This window comes from Ruegeria sp. HKCCSA071, assembly GCF_017872555.1.
Classification (GTDB): domain Bacteria; phylum Pseudomonadota; class Alphaproteobacteria; order Rhodobacterales; family Rhodobacteraceae; genus Ruegeria.
On record NZ_JAEDOX010000019.1, the window covers coordinates 1 to 17,214 of the forward strand.

The window sequence follows — 17,214 nt, forward strand, 5'->3', positions numbered from 1 at the left end:
TAGTCGGCGTGGCCGGGGCAGTCGACATGCGCATAGTGGCGCGCGTCGGTCTCGTATTCCACGTGCGCGGTCGAGATGGTGATGCCGCGGGCTTTCTCTTCCGGCGCACCGTCAATCTGGTCATACGCTTTGAAGTCACCGAAATACTTGGTGATCGCTGCGGTCAGCGTCGTCTTGCCGTGGTCAACGTGCCCAATCGTGCCGATGTTGACGTGCGGCTTATTACGCTCAAACTTTTCCTTTGCCATTCCTCAGGCGCCCTTTTGCGATTTGGGGGACCCTTGGTCCCGGGTTACTATCTGCGCGCGCGAGATATTTGGTTCAAAGGGGAAAATCAAGCACATCCTGAGGGAAATGCGCTTATCCCGCCGGATTTTGCGTAACCTCGGTGGAATCGAGGGGCTGGATCAGGTCTGGCCGTTTTTCGAACCAACCATTCTCTTCATGTTCTTCAGCCAGCCACTCTTCGACCCGGTCGGCAACTTTCAATGACAGACCCGCCATCTGTTCCTCTTTGGTGCGTTCGTGCCCCGACCCTTTCAGCGCACTGCCTCCGGTCGTGTCTTCCAGCACCTGGAACTGCTTTCCCTTGGCCAGAAACTTTTCTTTCTTCACGTCATAGACATTGACCAGCACAATCGCGGTGCTTTTGGGATTGTAGATGATCGGGATTCCCGGAGGCGCCAGCATGTAGCCTTCCAGGCTGATCCCGATGTCATATTCCTGCGTTCCTTCATAACGGCCCAGGCGAATATCGACCGCATTCTGGATGGCCTTCGTCCATTCGTCGGGCGTTGCATCGCGCGACACTGGCCCTTGCACGGCCTTGTCTGCGAAGGCGTAGTTGACCCGCAGCTTGAATTCCCCCAACGACTCGGGTGGTTCATAAACCTGTGTCTGCGTGCAAGCGCCCAGCAGGGCCAGTCCGGTGATCAGCGTCAGAATGCGCAACATGTCTCGTCTCGATAGGCCTGTTTTTCTTTGGTCTAGCGCACCGATACGGGTTGTGCCAAGCCGTATCGGTGGATTTCTACCGCAACCGGGGCCGGATCACGAAAACTTATAGTCCTTCGGGAAACCATAGGGTGGCTTTTTCCCTACGCTGGCGCGCTTGGACAGCCATTGAGACATATCTGCCTCATGCCGGGTTTTGTCGCCCGCCATGGACCATTTCAGGCCCTCCTCCCAGTTGAAGGTGGTGATGTCTGACAGACCGCCATCCAGTTCCAGCGTCCCCTGCCGCCCGCGAGCCATATTGTATTTTTGCAAACGCACACCCTTGCCGCGGGTCATTTCGGGCAATTCCTCGGTCGGGAAGACAAGGAACTTGCCGTTCTGCGACACGATTGCAACGTGGTCGCCCTCGACCGGTTTGCAGATCACTGCTGTTTCGTCGTCCTTGACGTTCAGTACCTGCTTGCCGTTTCGCGTCTGGGCCAGCACGTCATCTTCGGGCACCATGAACCCGTTGCCCGCATCCGAGGCCACCAGCAGCTTGCGCCCCGGTTTGTGAATCAGGATATCGATGATCCGTGCTTCGTTCGGCAGGTCGACCATGAGGCGCAGGGGTTCACCCATTCCCCGCCCGCCGGGAAGGTTGGCCGCGCTGACAGTATAGAACCGCCCGTTCGAAGCGAAGACCAGCAATCTGTCGGTCGTTTCCGCATGGAAGATGAAGCGCGGGCCGTCGCCGTCCTTGAACTTCAATTCGCGCTTCAGGTCGATATGACCCGTCATGGCGCGAATCCAGCCCATCTGAGAGCAGACGACCGTGATCGGTTCCTTGTCGATCATCGCCTCAAGCGGGACCTCTTCGATCTGTCCCGCCTCAGCGAATAGCGTGCGCCGCGCGCCGCCTTCGTAATCTTTGCCGAAGGTCTTCTTGGTCTCTTTCAACTGCTCAGCGATTTTGGCCCATTGCAGGGTGGGATCGGCCAGCAGGTCCTCGAGATTGGCGCGCTCTTCCATCAACGCGTCGCGTTCGCGGACCAACTCCATCTCTTCCAGACGGCGCAAGCTGCGCAGGCGCATGTTGAGGATCGCGTCAACCTGAACCTCGGACAACTCGCCCTCGCCCGGTCTGGGTGAGACATAGTCGGCCTCGCTGGTGGCGCGGATGTGGTCGATGCCCCAGTCCTCGCGCATCAGCGCGGCTTTGGGATCGCCGTCATAGCGGATGATGTCGATCACACGGTCGAGGTTCAGGAAGGCAACGATAAAGCCCTCCAACACTTCCAGCCTGTGGTCGATCTTGGCCATGCGGTGGCGCGAGCGGCGGATCAGCACCTCTTGCCGGTGATCGAGGAACGCGCGCAGCACTTCCTTCATCGAGCAGACCTTGGGCGTCACCCCGTCGATCAGCACGTTCATGTTCAGGCTGAACCGCACCTCAAGGTCCGAGTTGCGATAAAGCATGCCCATCAGCACCTCGGGGTCCACGTTTTTCGAGCGCGGTTCGAGGATCAGGCGGATGTCATCGGCAGATTCGTCGCGCACGTCTGCCAAGATCGGGATTTTCTTGGTCTGGATCAGCTCGGCGATCTTCTCGATCAGCTTGGACTTCTGAACCTGATAGGGAATCTCGGTGACGATGATCTGCCACTGACCGCGCCCCAGATCCTCGACCTCGTACTTGCAGCGCAAACGGAACGAACCGCGACCGGTGCGATAGGCTTGCGCGATATTCTCGGGCGGCTCGACAATTACGCCTCCGGTCGGGAAGTCAGGGCCGGGCACGTAGTTCAGCAACGTGTCATCGCGCGCGTCCGGCGTCTTGATCAGATGCAGACATGCATCGCAGAGTTCCGAGATGTTGTGCGGCGGGATATTCGTCGCCATCCCCACCGCGATACCACTTGCGCCATTGGCCAGCAGATTCGGGAACTGTGCGGGCAGCACGACCGGTTCGGTCAGCGTGCCATCATAGTTGTCGCGGAAATCGACGGCGTCTTCGTTCAACCCTTCCAGCAGCGCTTCGGCCACGATGGTCATCCGCGCCTCGGTATAGCGTGAGGCCGCCGGGTTATCGCCGTCGATATTGCCAAAGTTCCCCTGCCCGTCGACCAGCGGATAGCGGACGTTGAAATCCTGTGCCAGACGCGCCATCGCGTCATAGATCGCGGCGTCGCCATGCGGGTGATAGTTGCCCATCACGTCGCCGGAAATCTTGGCAGATTTCCGGAAACCTCCGGTTGCACTGAGTCGCAACTCTCTCATCGCATAGAGGATTCGGCGGTGAACCGGCTTCAACCCGTCCCGCGCATCGGGTAGCGCCCGGTGCATGATGGTGGACAGCGCATAGGTCAGATACCGCTCACCAATCGCGCGGCGCAGCGGTTCCGCCACCTCGCCCCCACCTGCAGGGGCCTCCATGTTGGGGTCATCGATCGTATCGTTCATATATGATGTGATACGACGCAAGTGCGCCTTGGTAAAGCGAGCAGCACATAAATTGCTGGGGAAAAGTCGCGCTTTTTGCAACAGGGGGAGACACCATGTTGTTTTCCCCCATTTTTCGACTCGCCCCCCGAAATATGCTAAGCTTTCATCAATTGAGATACTGCCATTTGTTGATGTTACGATTGCCTTGGGGGATGCGCCATGACGCGCCTGATACTTGTTACCTTTGCCGCGCTCGGCTGGACCTTTTACGTGATGAGCGGCGGCCCTGATTTTGAACCGCGCGGCGTGCGCCCTGCCAAACCAGAACGCGTGGCTGTCGTGGCCGAACCGGTTGCCCCGGTCGTTGAACCTGCACCTGTCGAAGATTTGGTCACCCGTGCTGCGGTCAAACCCGCTCTGGTGGCTCCACCTGTTGCCGAGGCGGTAACCCAGTTGGGTGAGACCGAAACAAAGGCCCTCCTCTCGCAGGTCGCGGCTGGCTTGAAGGCCAATCCCTCCCTGTTCCAGGACGAAAGCGTGACCCTGACCCTGGCATCATTGGAACAGGGCGTAAGCGCGCTGGAGCAGGTGGTCACCGACGCCGAGCTGCCCACAGTCGAACTGCCCACGCCTGCCGAGGCCCCGAAGGACATCCGCGAAATCTCGGGCACCCGGGTTAATCTGCGCGATGGGCCCGGTACAATCTATCCCATCATCGGTAAAGCCGCGCTTGGCCAACAGGTCGAGGTCCTGAGCGATTCCGGCACCGGCTGGTTACGCCTGCGCGTGTTGCCCGCGCAACAGGTCGGGTGGATTTCAGCATCACTTGTCCGGAAAACATCAAACTGACGCCCGGACGTCATTGCCCTGCCGCAAACCCCACCCTAGCTTTTGGTGGGGTTCAGCTTCGGAAGGCACATGCAGAAATCGATTCTTATTACGGGATGCTCGTCGGGCATTGGTCTGGACGCAGCACACGGAATGCGTGCACGAGGCTGGCGTGTGTTTGCATCCTGCCGACAGCAGCGCGACTGTGACCGCCTGCGCGCGCAGGGGTTTGAAAGCCCAAGAATCGACTATACCGACCGCGACAGCATTTCCTCGGGATTGTCATATGTACTTGAGGCAACGGGTGGAACTTTGGACGCGCTGTTCAACAACGGTGCGCACGGGCTGCCCGGTGCGGTTGAAGACGTCCCGACAGACGCTCTGCGTCATATCTTTGAAACCAATGTCTTTGGATGGCACGAGCTGACCAGACAGGTTATTCCCGTCATGCGCGAGCAGGGCCACGGCCGGATCGTGCAATGTTCCTCGGTACTTGGTCTTGTCGCCTTCCCCTGGCGCGGCGCATATGTCGCCACCAAATACGCCATCGAAGGACTGACCGACACCTTGCGGCTGGAGCTGCGGGATACAGACATTCAGGTCGTTTTGATCGAGCCCGGCCCGATCACCTCAAAGCTCAGGGAAAAGGCAATCCCCGTGTTCGAGAAATACATCGACTGGGAAAACTCGGCCCTGCGGGAAAAATACGAAGGTTCGCTGCTGAAGCGACTATACGAAAACAGTGCGCCCGACCGGTTCGAACTGCCAGCCTCTGCCGTCACCGACAAGCTGGCCCATGCGGTCGAGGCGCGACGCCCCAAACCACGCTACTATGTGACCACCCCGACATATGTCGCTGGGGTTCTGCGCCGAATTCTGCCCACAAAAGCCACGGACCGCATCCTTTCGGATATCTGAGACGTTATTTCCCGTTCGCTTTTCGACGCCTTGACGCTAGATGGGTGATAATCGAAAAAACCGGACGGTGACTTTAAATGGACCCTTTAATGGTCATTCTGCTTCTGGCCATGGCGGCGGTTGTCGTTGTGTTAGCCCTGGGCATCGCGAATTTCGGCAAAAGCGGCATGGAAGCAGCAAAGAAAAGCAACAAGATGATGCGTCTGCGTATCCTCTTTCAGTTCATCGCCGTTATTTTGATCGTGCTATACGTATATCTACGCGGGCAAGGGGTGCAGTAATGGTTGTACTGAACAAAATCTACACGCGCACGGGCGACGACGGCAAAACCGCTCTGGGCAATGGCGAGCGTGTGGCGAAGTACTCGGGTCGCGTTGCCGCCTACGGAACAGTGGACGAGCTGAACTCATTTGTTGGCGTGGCCCGCACCGAGGCTGAAGGCGAAGTCGATGCCGCCTTGTCGCGGATTCAGAACGACCTGTTTGATCTTGGCGCAGATTTCTGCCGCCCTGAAATGGAGAAGGATGCAGAAGCGGACTATCCACCGCTGCGAATCGTATCCGCTCAGATCGACCGGCTGGAAGCCGAAATTGACACCATGAACGAAACACTGGAACCGCTGCGCAGCTTCATCCTGCCGGGCGGTTCGCGGCTGGCCGCGCATTTGCACGTGTGCCGCACTGTATCGCGTCGCGCCGAGCGGTTGGCGGTGGAACTGACAAATATGGAACCGGTTAACGACGTGGCCGTCAAATACCTCAACCGGCTAAGTGATTGGTTTTTCGTCGCGGCCCGGTGCGCAAATAACGATGGCAAGGACGACGTGCTGTGGGTTCCTGGCGCCAACCGCTGAATTTTTCCCTGAAAACAGGCCCAGTTCGGGCAACAATCTTGCGTGCCTCAAGGTAAAAAACTGCAAAACGCGACGTCCCGACGCGACGACGTGACGATTTTGCTCTGTTTTGCGGGTGCAGCAGACGTTATCAAGTCCGACGAGAGCATTGGTGGAGTCGCCTTCGCGGCTTGCCGTTTTTTTGAGGAGAAAGCGCTACAATGAAGGTACTGGTACCTGTCAAACGCGTGATTGACTACAATGTGAAGGTCCGCGTGAAAGCGGACGGTAGCGGTGTTGATCTCGCCAATGTCAAAATGTCGATGAATCCGTTCGACGAGATTGCGGTTGAAGAGGCCATTCGCCTGAAAGAGGCTGGCAAGGCAGACGAAGTTGTTGCCGTTTCAATTGGTGTGAAGCAGGCGCAAGAGACGCTGCGGACCGCTCTGGCCATGGGTGCCGACCGCGCGATCCTTGTTGTTGCGACGGATGATGTGCACACCGATATCGAGCCGCTGGCAGTTGCCAAGATCCTGGCCAAAGTGGTCGAGGAAGAGCAGCCCGGCATCGTTCTGGCGGGCAAGCAGGCGATCGACAACGACATGAACGCCACCGGTCAGATGCTGTCGGCCCTGTTGGGCTGGTCGCAGGGCACCTTTGCCTCGGAACTGGATATTGAAGGCGACAGTGCCAAGATCACCCGCGAGGTGGATGGCGGGTTGCAGACTATCAGCGTCAAGATGCCGACCATCGTGACCGTTGACCTGCGCCTGAACGAGCCGCGCTATGCGTCGCTGCCCAACATCATGAAGGCGAAGAAAAAGCCGCTGGATGAGAAAACCGCAGCCGATTACGGCGTCGACGTCACGCCGCGCCTGGAAATCGTCAAGACCGAAGAACCGCCGGCACGTGCCGCAGGTATCATCGTTGGCTCGGTGGATGAGCTGGTTTCGAAACTCAAAGAAGTGGGGGCTGTGTGATGGCTGTACTTCTGCTTGCCGAAGTCAACAACGGCGAACTGGCGCTGGACGCCACTGCCAAGGCAGTAAACGCTGCCAAGGTGCTGGGTGACGTGACCGTTCTGGCCGCAGGTGGCTCGGCCGCCGCCGCCGGCGAGGCTGCCGCCAAGATCGACGGCGTGTCCAAGGTGCTGGTTGCCGAAGACGCATCGCTGGGTCATCGCCTGGCGGAATCGACCGCCGCGCTGATCGTGGGACTGGCCGATGGGTACGAGCATATCGTGGCCCCCGCGACCACCGACGCCAAGAACGTGATGCCGCGCGTCGCAGCCCTGCTGGACGTGATGGTGATCTCGGATGCCTCGGGCGTGGTCGATGGCTCGACGTTTGAGCGCCCGATCTATGCGGGCAACGCGATCCAGACCGTGAAGTCGAACGATGCCAAGAAGGTCGTCACCATCCGCACCGCGTCCTTCGACGCGGCGGGGACCGGCGGCTCGGCTGCGGTCGAGACCATCTCGGTCGGCGACAATCCCGGCCTGTCGTCGTGGGTCGAAGACAAGGTCGCCGCAAGTGACCGTCCGGAACTGACCTCGGCTGGTGTTGTTGTCTCGGGCGGCCGTGGTGTCGGCTCGGAAGAAGACTTCAAGCTGATCGAAGCTTTGGCTGACAAGCTGGGTGCTGCGGTTGGCGCGTCGCGCGCCGCTGTCGACTCGGGCTATGCCCCGAACGACTGGCAAGTGGGTCAGACCGGCAAGGTTGTTGCCCCCGATCTTTATGTCGCCGTCGGCATCTCGGGCGCGATCCAGCACCTTGCGGGCATGAAGGACTCAAAGGTCATCGTTGCGATCAACAAGGACGAAGAGGCACCGATCTTCCAGGTCGCCGACTTCGGACTGGTCGCCGACCTGTTCCAGGCGGTCCCGGAACTGACCGAAAAGCTCGGCTGAACGCAGCCCGGGGCCTTAGCCCCTCAACCACCAAAGGCCCGCCACCAAGCGGGCCTTTTTCAATTTAACCCCCTCAAAGCCACCTCAAGCTTCAAAGCTATCTCCCCGTGCGCGGAGGGGCCGAGCATATGCTCGGCCACAGGCTGTTGCAGCGTCCCGAACAGCACGTCCTCGATCTCGTCTGACAAGGAGGACACACAGACCGTGCATTCCACTACATCGGCACACAACGGTCGAACCTGTTCGATCATGTCAGCATCGGGCAAGACAAGGTCGCGATGCCGATCCTCCTGTCGATGTATTTGCAGCCAGAGAAGAACAACCCGTGGCTTGATCCGTCGCACCAGCTCGGATGTGTTGCGCAACCAAGTCTCTCGCAACTCCTGCGCCACAACCTCAAAACGCGCGTCCTTTATGGCCCGCAATCTCTCCAGTAAATGCCTGACAAAGTGGATTTCCGTGAAATCGACCTCAGGATAAAGGTCCTGCAAGTCGCACGAGGGTTCAAGAAACCGATCATTCCGACGCGAATGCACGCGATAAAACCTGTTCGACTGGTACGGCACGTCCAGCACTTGCAGCACACAAAGGTCTGATCCATTGACATGATTTAAGACCCCCGGATCAGCAAGCAACGCATCAGCCCCACAAAAAAGACTGCCAAAATTGATACAAGGTTGCGGCAATCTTTTGGCAAGCAATGCCGGGTACGGGTATTCCACGAACCGGCCAAACGTCTCTTCTCCACCCAGACAGGCCACATAAGGCGTCTCAAGATTTCCGTGCGGCGCCCGAAACCAAAGGTTTGATCCTGCATATTGGCACGCGGCCTCTGTGCCGTCGCTTACCCGATGAAAGCTCATACCAAGCCCCCCAAATTTTTCACCCAATTGCCAATTTGCGGCCTTAGGTATTGAGAATCTCCTAATGCGCGCATTTGAAGCAAAATTGACCGGTTCGATCCCCTTGCCGCCCGCCCCGGTCTGCCGATACTGTCCCGGTATCCTCCAGGGCAAAGGCAGCTGAACATGGAAGTTAAATCGGTCGGGGTGATTGGTGCGGGTCAGATGGGCAACGGCATTGCTCATGTTCTGGCTTTGGCGGAATACGATGTCTTGCTGAATGATGTCAGTCAGGATGCGTTGAACAGCGCAATGGCCACGATCGAAGGCAACATGGCGCGTCAGGCGTCACGCGGCAAGATCACTGACGATGCGATGCAGGCAGCCCTGAAGCGTATTACAACCACCCTTGAATTGCCGCAGCTGGGGCAGACAGATCTGGTGATCGAGGCCGCGACCGAGCGGGAAACGGTCAAACAGGCCATTTTCGAAGATCTGCAACCTCACCTTCTGCCGCATACGATCCTGACGTCGAATACGTCGTCCATTTCCATCACGCGTCTGGCCAGCCGCACGGACCGGCCCGAACGTTTTATGGGTTTCCACTTCATGAACCCGGTTCCAATCATGCAATTGGTGGAACTGATCCGCGGCATCGCAACGGATGAGGAAACCTTCAAAGCCTGCAAGGCGGTCGTGGACCGGCTGGGCAAAACGGCCGCCAGCGCCGAAGATTTCCCGGCTTTCATCGTTAACCGCATCCTGATGCCGATGATCAACGAAGCCGTTTATACGCTTTATGAAGGTGTCGGAAGCGTCCAATCCATTGATCAATCGATGAAGCTGGGCGCGAATCATCCAATGGGGCCGTTGGAGTTGGCGGACTTCATCGGGCTGGACACCTGTCTCGCCATCATGAACGTCTTGCATGATGGTCTGGCCGATACCAAGTATCGCCCCTGCCCGCTTTTGACCAAATACGTCGAGGCAGGATGGCTGGGGCGCAAGACGCAGCGCGGTTTCTATGACTATCGCGGCGAGGTGCCGGTTCCGACCCGCTGACAAAACCGCCCTTGCCAAGCACGGTGTCGGTCAGATGAAGACACGGGTCAGGATTGGCCTGACTTGCCTAGCGACATAGTATGGTTTCTGAGCCACGTCATGAAACCACGCGGGTCACGCTCCAACTGTTCCATGTCCTGATCCGAGATCGGATTGCCAATGACCGGCGATTGCGGTTTTTTGCACGAGCGGACGATTTCATGCAGCAGCAACCCTTGCCGGAGGATCGGCGACAGCTTGTTTGCAATCTGATACCAGCGCGAGTTGCTGCCGGGAAAGAAAATAGGCAGCACGCGCGCACCCGAACGGCGGATCATCTTTGCAGTGAACACATTCCACTCGCGCTCGACTGCGGGGCCGAACCAGTCATCCGAGGACATGACGACGCCGGACGGGAACAGCGCCACGACGCCGCCGTCTTTCAGATGGTCCATCGCCTTGCCACGCATTTCCAGCATCTTGGCCTGCGCCTCGGGGTCATGCGGAAACGGAACCGGGATCATGAAAGACGTCGCGGCCTCATCAAGACCCGTCAGGACCGAGCGGGTCAGAATGCGATAATCACTGCGGACCCGCCCGATCAACTCGGCCAGAATCATACCGTCCACCATCCCGTGAGGGTGGTTGGCAACGACAACCACGGGGCCGGTTTTTGGGATACGGGCGATCTGTTCTTGCGGTGTGGTCAGGTCAATCCCCATCACCTCAAGCGCGCCGCCCCAGAACCGCTGCCCCCGGTAAAGTTCGTTCTTTTTCTCGAATTTGTTAACCATCCGCAGAATGGTCAGCTTGCCCGTACACCATTCGATTGCGCGAATGGCCGTCGAAGTCCAGGCATCGTCGAAAGAGTTCGCATAGGTCAGAGTTCTACGATCGTAGATCTCGCCCTGATCTGCGGTCCCATCCACCACCGGGCTTGTCTTGGTCTCGTGCGTCGTTTCCGCCAATTCCTGGCCTTCCCGTTCTTTCTGTCCCGGCGAGGGCGGCTTAGAACCCCTCTCCGAACTTGTCGTTCACAAGCGCTTCCAGAGCTTCTGCCAATGCTTCAGCATCCGGTCCGGAGGTCTCGACGTCAATAGTTGTTCCGCGTGATGCTGCCAACATCAAAAGGCCCATAATACTGTCGCCTGACGCAGAAATCCCGTCCTTCGACACCTCGGCATGCGCATCGAAACCTTCCACAACCTCAACCAGCTTCGCCGAAGCGCGGGCATGCAGACCTTTTTCATTTATTATTTTCAGGCTTCGAGTGGTCATATTCATCAATCCGATTTTAGTCCAATGTCACATTTTGCGCATTGATGTATTTCCGTCCAGCTTCCATTGCCTGACGAACAGCATCACCAACGGGTAAGTGGCGGCTTTTGGCCAATTTAATGAGCATTGGCAGGTTTGCCCCATACAATATCCGCCGATCCTGAGGGGCGCAGGCCCGCAGACTCAGATTTGAAGGGCTGCCGCCGAACAGGTCGGTTACAACAACAACACCGTCGCCCATATCCACTTCGTCAGCCGCACGACAGATTTCCGCCTGTTTTTCATCCCTGTCGTGGTCGGGTTCGATCGCAATGGCCACAAGGCCGGGCTGCGGTCCGACCACATGCTGTGTGGCGGCCAGGTATTCCTGGGCCAAACCGCCATGCGCAACGATCACTATTCCGATCAATCCGACCTCACACTCAACGACCGACGTTCCATCTCGCGATGCCTAATTGCCACCTGCTGCCCGTCCTCTGCAAGGGCCTTTGCAACGGCTTCCGCCATTGCGACGGATCTGTGTTGCCCACCCGTGCATCCGAAAGCTACCGACAGATGTGCTTTTCCTTCGGCCCGAAAGGCCGGCAGCAACAAGGTTAGCAAATCCATCACCCGTCCAAGAAAGAGTTCGTAATTCTTATCCGATTGGACATAGCGCGCAACGTCCGAGTGTCGCCCATCCGCCGCCCGCAACTCGGAGCGCCAATAGGGGTTTGCCAGAAACCGGCAATCAAAGACCATGTCCAACCCGCGGGGAAGGCCCCGCTTGTACGAAAACGACTCGATTGAAACTGCCAGATGTCGCCCCCCTTGAGGCGCAAACCAGTTTTCAACTTCTTCCCGTAACTGGTGCACGTTCAGTTGGCTTGTATCGATCAGGGTATCTGCAATTTCGCGAATGGGGGCCAACAGTTCTTTTTCGCGCTGAACGCCGGTCTCAGGGCTGGCATCTTTGGCGACGGGATGCCGCCTGCGGGTTTCCGAGAACCGGCGCACCAATACGTCATCACTGCAATCCAGATACAGAACGGTCAAATCCACCCGCGCCATGCGGCCCAGGCTTTCGGCCAGTTCGATAAACCCTATTGTCGAGAAATCGCGATTGCGGGCGTCAATGCCCAGCGCCATTGGGCGGTCGCTGTCCGCACTGTCCAGCAGGCGCAGCAACAGGCCCATCGGCAGATTGTCGATGGCCTCAAAACCCAAGTCTTCCAGTACATGAATGGCTGTGGATCTTCCCGCCCCTGATGGGCCTGTTACCAGCACGATCCGCCGTTGCTCTGTCATTTGTTCGGCCATTCCGGGTGTACACGCCCATTCTTCAGAAGCTGCATCAACGCTGCGGCCAAGTTGGGCACGCCCGCCCCACGAAGCAAGGGAACAGTTTGCCCCAGCAACATGATTGTCGCCTCGGCAGGCAATCTCTGTGGTTCGTTTTGATCCAGATCCATAACATAGTCCAACGGAACCGGCCCGAATACATCCGCTTTGATCAAACCAATGTGACGGGCCTCAATCAAACCCTGTATCTGCGGCACGGCAGCGGCAATGACCTGATTGTCCCGCCTTGACAGGTCGACCCGATCATCCGCGACCAGACCCGCCCCATAGGCCATCATCTGCAGTGCTAGAGCCGATTTTCCCGCGCCCGAAGCGCCGACAATCAAAAGCCCGCGCCCGGCCACTGTTACGCATGAGGCATGAACACAAGCGCTGTCCCGGTCTTTGGCGTCTGACAGAGAACCTGCTTGCATGAGTTATACAGGTAACCCCACTACAAAGCGTGCCCCTAGCGGGTCTGATGTGATATCCGCTTCGGTCGGGCGGATGTTCTCAGCCCAGATTACGCCGCCATGGGCTTCGACAATCTGTTTCGAGATGGCCAGACCAAGCCCCGAATTGTTGCCGAAATGCTCTGCCGGGCGTTGCGAATAGAAACGCTTGAACACTTTGGTCAAGGCCTGTTCCGGAATACCTGGCCCGGTGTCTTCGACCACGACAAGAACACGGTTGTCTCGCTGACGTACCCAGACGCGGATGGCATCACTTTCTTCACAGAAGGAAATGGCATTGGTGATCAGATTGACGAACACCTGCGCCAGCCGTGCCTCAAGCCCGTTGATGACAATCGGTTCGGATGGCAGATCGGTGATATAGTCGATCCCCTTGGACCGCGCGTCTTCACCCAGATATTGACCGATATTGCCAATCAGCTTGAGCAGATCAAAGGGTTGTTCTTCTTCCTTAACCAGTTCCGCATCAAGACGTGACGCGTTCGAGATGTCGCTGACCAGCCGATCCAGGCGCCGAACGTCATGTTCGATTACACCCAGCAGCTTGTCGCGCTGATCATCGCGCTTGACCATACGAAGCGTGCCAACAGCAGATTGCAGGCTGGCTAGGGGGTTCTTGATTTCATGGGCGACATCAGCGGCGAACTGTTCGTTTGCGTCAATCCGATTATACAGAGCAGTCACCATGCCCCGCAGAGCGCGGCTGAGGCGACCGATTTCATCCGGACGGGCGCTAAGATCAGGTATGCGAATGCGCCCCGGATTGACTCCTGTGCCCCGATCCTTACCCATTTCGGCCGCTGCGGCCAGGTCCGCCAATGGGTTGGCGATGGTCGAAGCCAGCACAAGGCTCAGGCCCACCGAAACCAGCAAAGCCACCACGAACATTTGCAGAATGCGCTCCTGCTCGCGGCGGGCCAGTGCGTCGATCTCACCGGCGGGGCCTGTGATGGCAACTGCTCCGGCAGGGGTATCCTCGTAAAGGATCGGCGCAGCCGCAACAATAACGGTCTCACCTGCGGCGTCCTGAACTGCCTGAACCTGCCTACGGCCTGCAAGCGCCTGCGGAATAATTCCCTGTACCCGCTGCGCCAGCGTCGGCGCCTCGACCTCGGTCGACCAGTTGAGCAGGTTCGACACACCGATCCACACCGCGTTCAGCGTGTCGCTGATCACTGTGCTGCCGGTTTGCAGCTCGGAATTGGTTTGCAGAAGAACCGGCATGGCCGATCCCTGGGGGGCGCCGCGTGTCCAGCCAATCAGGGTGCCACTGGCGTCATAAACAAAGACTTCCCCGCCTTCAGGAAGTGTCAATCCAGACAGCGTATCTCTGACGTCGAGGTTACCGGCATCCTGCGCCGTGTGCGCCGCACCCTGCCGCAGTTGGGTTTCAAAGACGTTGCTGACCAGCTGCGCATCGCCAAGCAGATTGCGCGCCGTTTGCTGAACCGTCTCTTTCCGCGAATCGTCCAGATACAGCAACCCCGTAACCAGGATCACCAGTGCGATCAGGTTAAAGGTGATGATCTTGCGCGCCAAAGGCGAGCCTCGCAGAGAAAACAGGTTTCTCTGGGACCGCTTTTCCCTCAGTTCCGCTGACTCGGAATCGTCGGGAATGACCCAGTCATCCCCGAGAACGACGTCACCGTCACGTAGTTCGCTGGCTGCTTCGGTGTCGCGCACGAGAGCCCATTACCCCTTGTTGGCGTCGCGCCTATTCTTCGTTGTACCGATAACCGATACCATAAAGGGTTTCGATCGCCGAAAACTCGGGATCAGCCGCGCGCATCTTCTTGCGCAGACGCTTGATGTGGCTGTCGATCGTCCGGTCATCCACATAAACCTGATCGTCATAGGCCACATCCATCAGCTGATCGCGGCTTTTGACGAAACCCGGACGCTGGGCCAGTGCCTGAAGAAGCAGGAATTCGGTCACGGTCAGGGATACATCATTCCCTTTCCAGCTGACCGCATGGCGCAGCGGGTCCATCCGCAAGTCGCCGCGTTCCATAACCTTTGTGTCGTTGCTATTGGCCGTAATCGCGTCGCCGCTTGTTGCCTCTTGCCGACGCAGCAGGGCGCGGATGCGCTCAACCAGCAACCGTTGCGAAAAGGGCTTCTTTACATAGTCATCCGCGCCCATGCGCAGACCCAGAACCTCGTCGATTTCATCATCTTTCGAGGTCAGAAAGATCACCGGCATCTGCGTTTTCTGACGCAGCCGCTGTAGCAGATCCATGCCATCCATACGCGGCATCTTTATATCGAGCACGGCCATATCCGGCAGCTTTTTGTTGAACGCATCCAACGCGGCCTGGCCATCATTATAAGTTTCAACCTCGAAACCTTCGGCTTCGAGTGTCATGGATACAGACGTCAGAATGTTTCTATCGTCATCCACAAGTGCAATCTTTGACATCGGGCTCACCCCTATTCCTGCTCACTCGCGCAATAATTCGCTTATTTGTAAGGCATTGTTGGCGGTTTTAAGACGCCGAATCAATCCGTAACTGCGAATCGTGCCTTTGTTGCGGCAGGTCTGCGGCAAATTTGCCTTTATGGCCGCAAAAATATGCCCGGTTCTCGGTCATTGAATTTGTGATGGCGCTAAACCCGGACTTGGTTGCGCTAACTGCGTCAAACCCGCCTGTTCATGTCCTGAACGACCGTGGTAAGACGCGCCCAACCGCCGGTTTTCCCGGTACACTGCCCCAAAGGCGCCTCAGGCCCAAAGCCCCGCGCCGCCACAGGAGAAGACACACATGACATCTGGACGGGTTAACCCGCAATTCCGCCTCGAGGATCAGGGCATCGAGGGTCTGGGCAATGTCTATTATAACTTCATGGAACCGGCGCTGATCGAAGAAGCGCTGAAGCGCGGCGAAGGTACACTTGGAAATGGCGGTGCCTTTCTGGTCACCACTGGCAAGTTCACCGGTCGCTCGCCCAAGGACAAGCATGTCGTCAAAACCAGCAGCGTGGCTGACACTATTTGGTGGGAAAACAATGCCGAGATGAGCGCTGAGGGATTTGACGCCCTCTACCAAGACATGCTGGCCCATATGAAAGGCCGCGACTATTTCGTGCAGGACCTCGTCGGTGGTGCCGACCCGACCTACGCGATTAACGTGCGCATGGTGACCGAGCTTGCCTGGCACAACCTGTTCATCCGTCACCTGCTGCGCCGCCCCGACCGCGAAGATCTGGATGATTTCACGGCTGACTTCACCATCATCAACTGCCCCAGCTTCAAGGCTGACCCGGCCAAGCATAACTGCCGCAGCGAAACAGTGATCGCATTGAACTTCGACCGCAAGCTGATCCTGATCGGCGGCACCGAATATGCGGGCGAGAACAAAAAATCCGTATTCACCCTGCTGAACTACATGCTGCCAGAAAAAGGCGTGATGCCGATGCACTGCTCGGCCAATCATGCAGTCGGCAACGCGGTCGACACCGCCGTTTTCTTTGGCTTGTCCGGCACTGGCAAGACAACCCTGTCCGCCGATCCGTCGCGCACGCTGATCGGAGATGACGAGCACGGCTGGTCGGATCGGGGCACCTTCAACTTCGAAGGCGGCTGCTATGCCAAGACCATAAACCTGAACGCCGAGGCCGAGCCGGAGATTTACGCGACCACCACGAAATTCGGCACCGTGATCGAAAACATGGTCTTTGACCCAGAGACCAAGGAACTGGATTTCGACGACGACTCGCTGACCGCGAACATGCGTTGCGCTTATCCGCTTGAATACATCTCGAACGCCTCGAAAAGCGCGCTGGGTGGTCATCCAAAAAACATCATCATGCTGACCTGCGATGCCTTTGGTGTACTGCCGCCGATCGCGCGGCTGACGCCTGCACAGGCAATGTATCACTTCCTGTCGGGCTTCACTTCAAAGGTGGCCGGGACCGAGCGTGGCGTAACCGAACCGCAACCCACCTTCTCAACCTGCTTCGGCGCACCGTTCATGCCGCGCCGCCCGGAAGTCTACGGCAACCTGCTGCGTGACAAGATCGCCCAGCACGGCGCGACCTGCTGGCTGGTCAACACAGGCTGGACCGGTGGCGCCTATGGTGTCGGCAGCCGGATGCCGATCAAGGCCACCCGTGCCCTGCTGACCGCAGCGCTGGATGGTTCGCTGCGCGACGCCGAGTTCCGCAAGGACGCCAATTTCGGCTTTGACGTTCCCGTCTCTGTTCCGGGCGTCCCCGAAGTTCTGCTTGACCCGCGTCGGACCTGGGATGATCAGGCCGCTTTCGACAAGCAGGCCGAGAAACTGGTGCAGATGTTTGCCGAGAACTTCGAGCAGTATCTGCCATTCATTGATGACGACATCAAAGCCGTCGCAATCGGATAAACGAAAAAAGGGGCCGCTGGGCCCCTTTCTT

19 protein-coding genes are annotated in these 17,214 nt (G+C 58.0%); 8 read left to right on the plus strand and 11 right to left on the minus strand.

Going from position 1 to position 17,214, the window contains the following annotated elements; all coding sequences use genetic code 11:
• The 3 genes from I9188_RS19215 to I9188_RS19225 all read right to left on the minus strand — a co-directional run.
• Nucleotides 1-248, minus strand: a 248-nt coding sequence (locus tag I9188_RS19215) for a GTP-binding protein (protein ID WP_245223758.1), incomplete at its 3' end; no start/stop codon positions are given.
• A 112-nt stretch (nt 249-360) separates the two neighbouring features.
• On the minus strand, nt 361-954 hold the full coding sequence (locus I9188_RS19220; RefSeq protein ID WP_209506343.1) for a hypothetical protein: 594 nt from the start codon (nt 952-954) through the stop codon (nt 361-363).
• Between the two features lie 96 nt (nt 955-1,050).
• Nucleotides 1,051-3,399: a DNA topoisomerase IV subunit A gene (locus I9188_RS19225; RefSeq protein ID WP_209506341.1), complete on the minus strand. Its 2,349-nt coding sequence runs from the start codon at nt 3,397-3,399 to the stop codon at nt 1,051-1,053.
• Nucleotides 3,400-3,600: 201 nt separating this feature from the next.
• Here I9188_RS19225 and I9188_RS19230 point away from each other — a divergent pair, with 201 nt between their 5' ends.
• From I9188_RS19230 to I9188_RS19255, 6 genes are all read left to right on the plus strand, one after another.
• A complete protein-coding gene (locus I9188_RS19230; RefSeq protein ID WP_245220564.1) occupies nt 3,601-4,230 on the plus strand; it encodes an SH3 domain-containing protein in 630 nt (209 codons plus the stop codon).
• A gap of 69 nt (nt 4,231-4,299) precedes the next feature.
• Nucleotides 4,300-5,127 carry an SDR family NAD(P)-dependent oxidoreductase gene (locus I9188_RS19235; RefSeq protein ID WP_209506339.1) on the plus strand — a complete coding sequence of 276 codons (828 nt, stop codon included), beginning with the start codon at nt 4,300-4,302 and terminating at the stop codon, nt 5,125-5,127.
• 77 nt (nt 5,128-5,204) lie between these two features.
• Nucleotides 5,205-5,408 (plus strand): twin transmembrane helix small protein, encoded by a 204-nt coding sequence (locus I9188_RS19240; protein ID WP_209506337.1) that lies wholly within the window; start codon nt 5,205-5,207, stop codon nt 5,406-5,408.
• A complete protein-coding gene (locus I9188_RS19245; RefSeq protein WP_209506334.1) occupies nt 5,408-5,980 on the plus strand; it encodes a cob(I)yrinic acid a,c-diamide adenosyltransferase in 573 nt (190 codons plus the stop codon). The genes I9188_RS19240 and I9188_RS19245 overlap by 1 nt, the downstream gene beginning before the upstream one ends.
• Nucleotides 5,981-6,180: 200 nt before the next feature.
• Nucleotides 6,181-6,939, plus strand: coding sequence for an electron transfer flavoprotein subunit beta/FixA family protein (locus I9188_RS19250; protein ID WP_209506332.1), 759 nt, complete (start codon nt 6,181-6,183; stop codon nt 6,937-6,939).
• Nucleotides 6,939-7,868 carry an electron transfer flavoprotein subunit alpha/FixB family protein gene (locus I9188_RS19255; protein WP_209506330.1) on the plus strand — a complete coding sequence of 310 codons (930 nt, stop codon included), beginning with the start codon at nt 6,939-6,941 and terminating at the stop codon, nt 7,866-7,868. The genes I9188_RS19250 and I9188_RS19255 overlap by 1 nt, the downstream gene beginning before the upstream one ends.
• Nucleotides 7,869-7,927: 59 nt before the next feature.
• On the opposite strand, the gene I9188_RS19260 is transcribed toward I9188_RS19255, so the two are convergent.
• On the minus strand, nt 7,928-8,731 hold the full coding sequence (locus I9188_RS19260; protein WP_245220563.1) for a DUF6473 family protein: 804 nt from the start codon (nt 8,729-8,731) through the stop codon (nt 7,928-7,930).
• 165 nt (nt 8,732-8,896) lie between these two features.
• Here I9188_RS19260 and I9188_RS19265 point away from each other — a divergent pair, with 165 nt between their 5' ends.
• A complete protein-coding gene (locus I9188_RS19265) occupies nt 8,897-9,772 on the plus strand; it encodes a 3-hydroxybutyryl-CoA dehydrogenase (protein WP_209506328.1) in 876 nt (291 codons plus the stop codon).
• A gap of 47 nt (nt 9,773-9,819) precedes the next feature.
• Here I9188_RS19265 and I9188_RS19270 read toward each other — a convergent pair whose 3' ends face one another.
• Genes I9188_RS19270 through I9188_RS19300 form a run of 7 tightly spaced genes read right to left on the minus strand, consistent with a single transcriptional unit; the run spans nt 9,820 to nt 15,241 of the window.
• Entirely contained in the window at nt 9,820-10,719 is a 900-nt protein-coding gene (locus I9188_RS19270; RefSeq protein ID WP_209506326.1) for a lysophospholipid acyltransferase family protein, read from the minus strand.
• Nucleotides 10,720-10,759: 40 nt separating this feature from the next.
• Nucleotides 10,760-11,029, minus strand: a complete 270-nt coding sequence (locus tag I9188_RS19275; protein ID WP_209506323.1) for an HPr family phosphocarrier protein — start codon at nt 11,027-11,029, stop codon at nt 10,760-10,762.
• 16 nt (nt 11,030-11,045) lie between these two features.
• Nucleotides 11,046-11,438, minus strand: coding sequence for a PTS fructose transporter subunit IIA (locus I9188_RS19280; RefSeq protein ID WP_209506320.1), 393 nt, complete (start codon nt 11,436-11,438; stop codon nt 11,046-11,048).
• Nucleotides 11,435-12,316 carry an RNase adapter RapZ gene (gene rapZ, locus I9188_RS19285; RefSeq protein ID WP_245220562.1) on the minus strand — a complete coding sequence of 294 codons (882 nt, stop codon included), beginning with the start codon at nt 12,314-12,316 and terminating at the stop codon, nt 11,435-11,437. The genes I9188_RS19280 and rapZ overlap by 4 nt, the downstream gene beginning before the upstream one ends.
• The gene (locus tag I9188_RS19290) at nt 12,313-12,783 is read right to left on the minus strand and encodes an HPr kinase/phosphatase C-terminal domain-containing protein (RefSeq protein ID WP_209506316.1); all 471 of its coding nucleotides are present in this window, start codon (nt 12,781-12,783) and stop codon (nt 12,313-12,315) included. The genes rapZ and I9188_RS19290 overlap by 4 nt, the downstream gene beginning before the upstream one ends.
• Nucleotides 12,784-12,786: 3 nt before the next feature.
• Nucleotides 12,787-14,505: a sensor histidine kinase gene (locus I9188_RS19295; protein WP_209506314.1), complete on the minus strand. Its 1,719-nt coding sequence runs from the start codon at nt 14,503-14,505 to the stop codon at nt 12,787-12,789.
• A gap of 31 nt (nt 14,506-14,536) precedes the next feature.
• Entirely contained in the window at nt 14,537-15,241 is a 705-nt protein-coding gene (locus tag I9188_RS19300) for a response regulator transcription factor (RefSeq protein ID WP_209506312.1), read from the minus strand.
• Nucleotides 15,242-15,584: 343 nt separating this feature from the next.
• Here I9188_RS19300 and I9188_RS19305 point away from each other — a divergent pair, with 343 nt between their 5' ends.
• Nucleotides 15,585-17,183 (plus strand): phosphoenolpyruvate carboxykinase, encoded by a 1,599-nt coding sequence (locus I9188_RS19305; protein WP_209506310.1) that lies wholly within the window; start codon nt 15,585-15,587, stop codon nt 17,181-17,183.
• Nucleotides 17,184-17,214 lie beyond the last annotated feature (31 nt).

What these genes read in the sequence shown, in the direction of transcription:
- I9188_RS19220 (WP_209506343.1), bottom strand. Translation starts at nt 954, where the DNA reads ATGTTGCGCATTCTGACGCTGATCACCGGACTGGCCCTGCTGGGCGCT.
- I9188_RS19225 (WP_209506341.1), bottom strand. Translation starts at nt 3,399, where the DNA reads ATGAACGATACGATCGATGACCCCAACATGGAGGCCCCTGCAGGTGGG.
- I9188_RS19230 (WP_245220564.1), top strand. Translation starts at nt 3,601, where the DNA reads ATGACGCGCCTGATACTTGTTACCTTTGCCGCGCTCGGCTGGACCTTT.
- I9188_RS19235 (WP_209506339.1), top strand. Translation starts at nt 4,300, where the DNA reads ATGCAGAAATCGATTCTTATTACGGGATGCTCGTCGGGCATTGGTCTG.
- I9188_RS19240 (WP_209506337.1), top strand. Translation starts at nt 5,205, where the DNA reads ATGGACCCTTTAATGGTCATTCTGCTTCTGGCCATGGCGGCGGTTGTC.
- I9188_RS19245 (WP_209506334.1), top strand. Translation starts at nt 5,408, where the DNA reads ATGGTTGTACTGAACAAAATCTACACGCGCACGGGCGACGACGGCAAA.
- I9188_RS19250 (WP_209506332.1), top strand. Translation starts at nt 6,181, where the DNA reads ATGAAGGTACTGGTACCTGTCAAACGCGTGATTGACTACAATGTGAAG.
- I9188_RS19255 (WP_209506330.1), top strand. Translation starts at nt 6,939, where the DNA reads ATGGCTGTACTTCTGCTTGCCGAAGTCAACAACGGCGAACTGGCGCTG.
- I9188_RS19260 (WP_245220563.1), bottom strand. Translation starts at nt 8,731, where the DNA reads ATGAGCTTTCATCGGGTAAGCGACGGCACAGAGGCCGCGTGCCAATAT.
- I9188_RS19265 (WP_209506328.1), top strand. Translation starts at nt 8,897, where the DNA reads ATGGAAGTTAAATCGGTCGGGGTGATTGGTGCGGGTCAGATGGGCAAC.
- I9188_RS19275 (WP_209506323.1), bottom strand. Translation starts at nt 11,029, where the DNA reads ATGACCACTCGAAGCCTGAAAATAATAAATGAAAAAGGTCTGCATGCC.
- rapZ (WP_245220562.1), bottom strand. Translation starts at nt 12,316, where the DNA reads ATGACAGAGCAACGGCGGATCGTGCTGGTAACAGGCCCATCAGGGGCG.
- I9188_RS19290 (WP_209506316.1), bottom strand. Translation starts at nt 12,783, where the DNA reads ATGCAAGCAGGTTCTCTGTCAGACGCCAAAGACCGGGACAGCGCTTGT.
- I9188_RS19300 (WP_209506312.1), bottom strand. Translation starts at nt 15,241, where the DNA reads ATGTCAAAGATTGCACTTGTGGATGACGATAGAAACATTCTGACGTCT.
- I9188_RS19305 (WP_209506310.1), top strand. Translation starts at nt 15,585, where the DNA reads ATGACATCTGGACGGGTTAACCCGCAATTCCGCCTCGAGGATCAGGGC.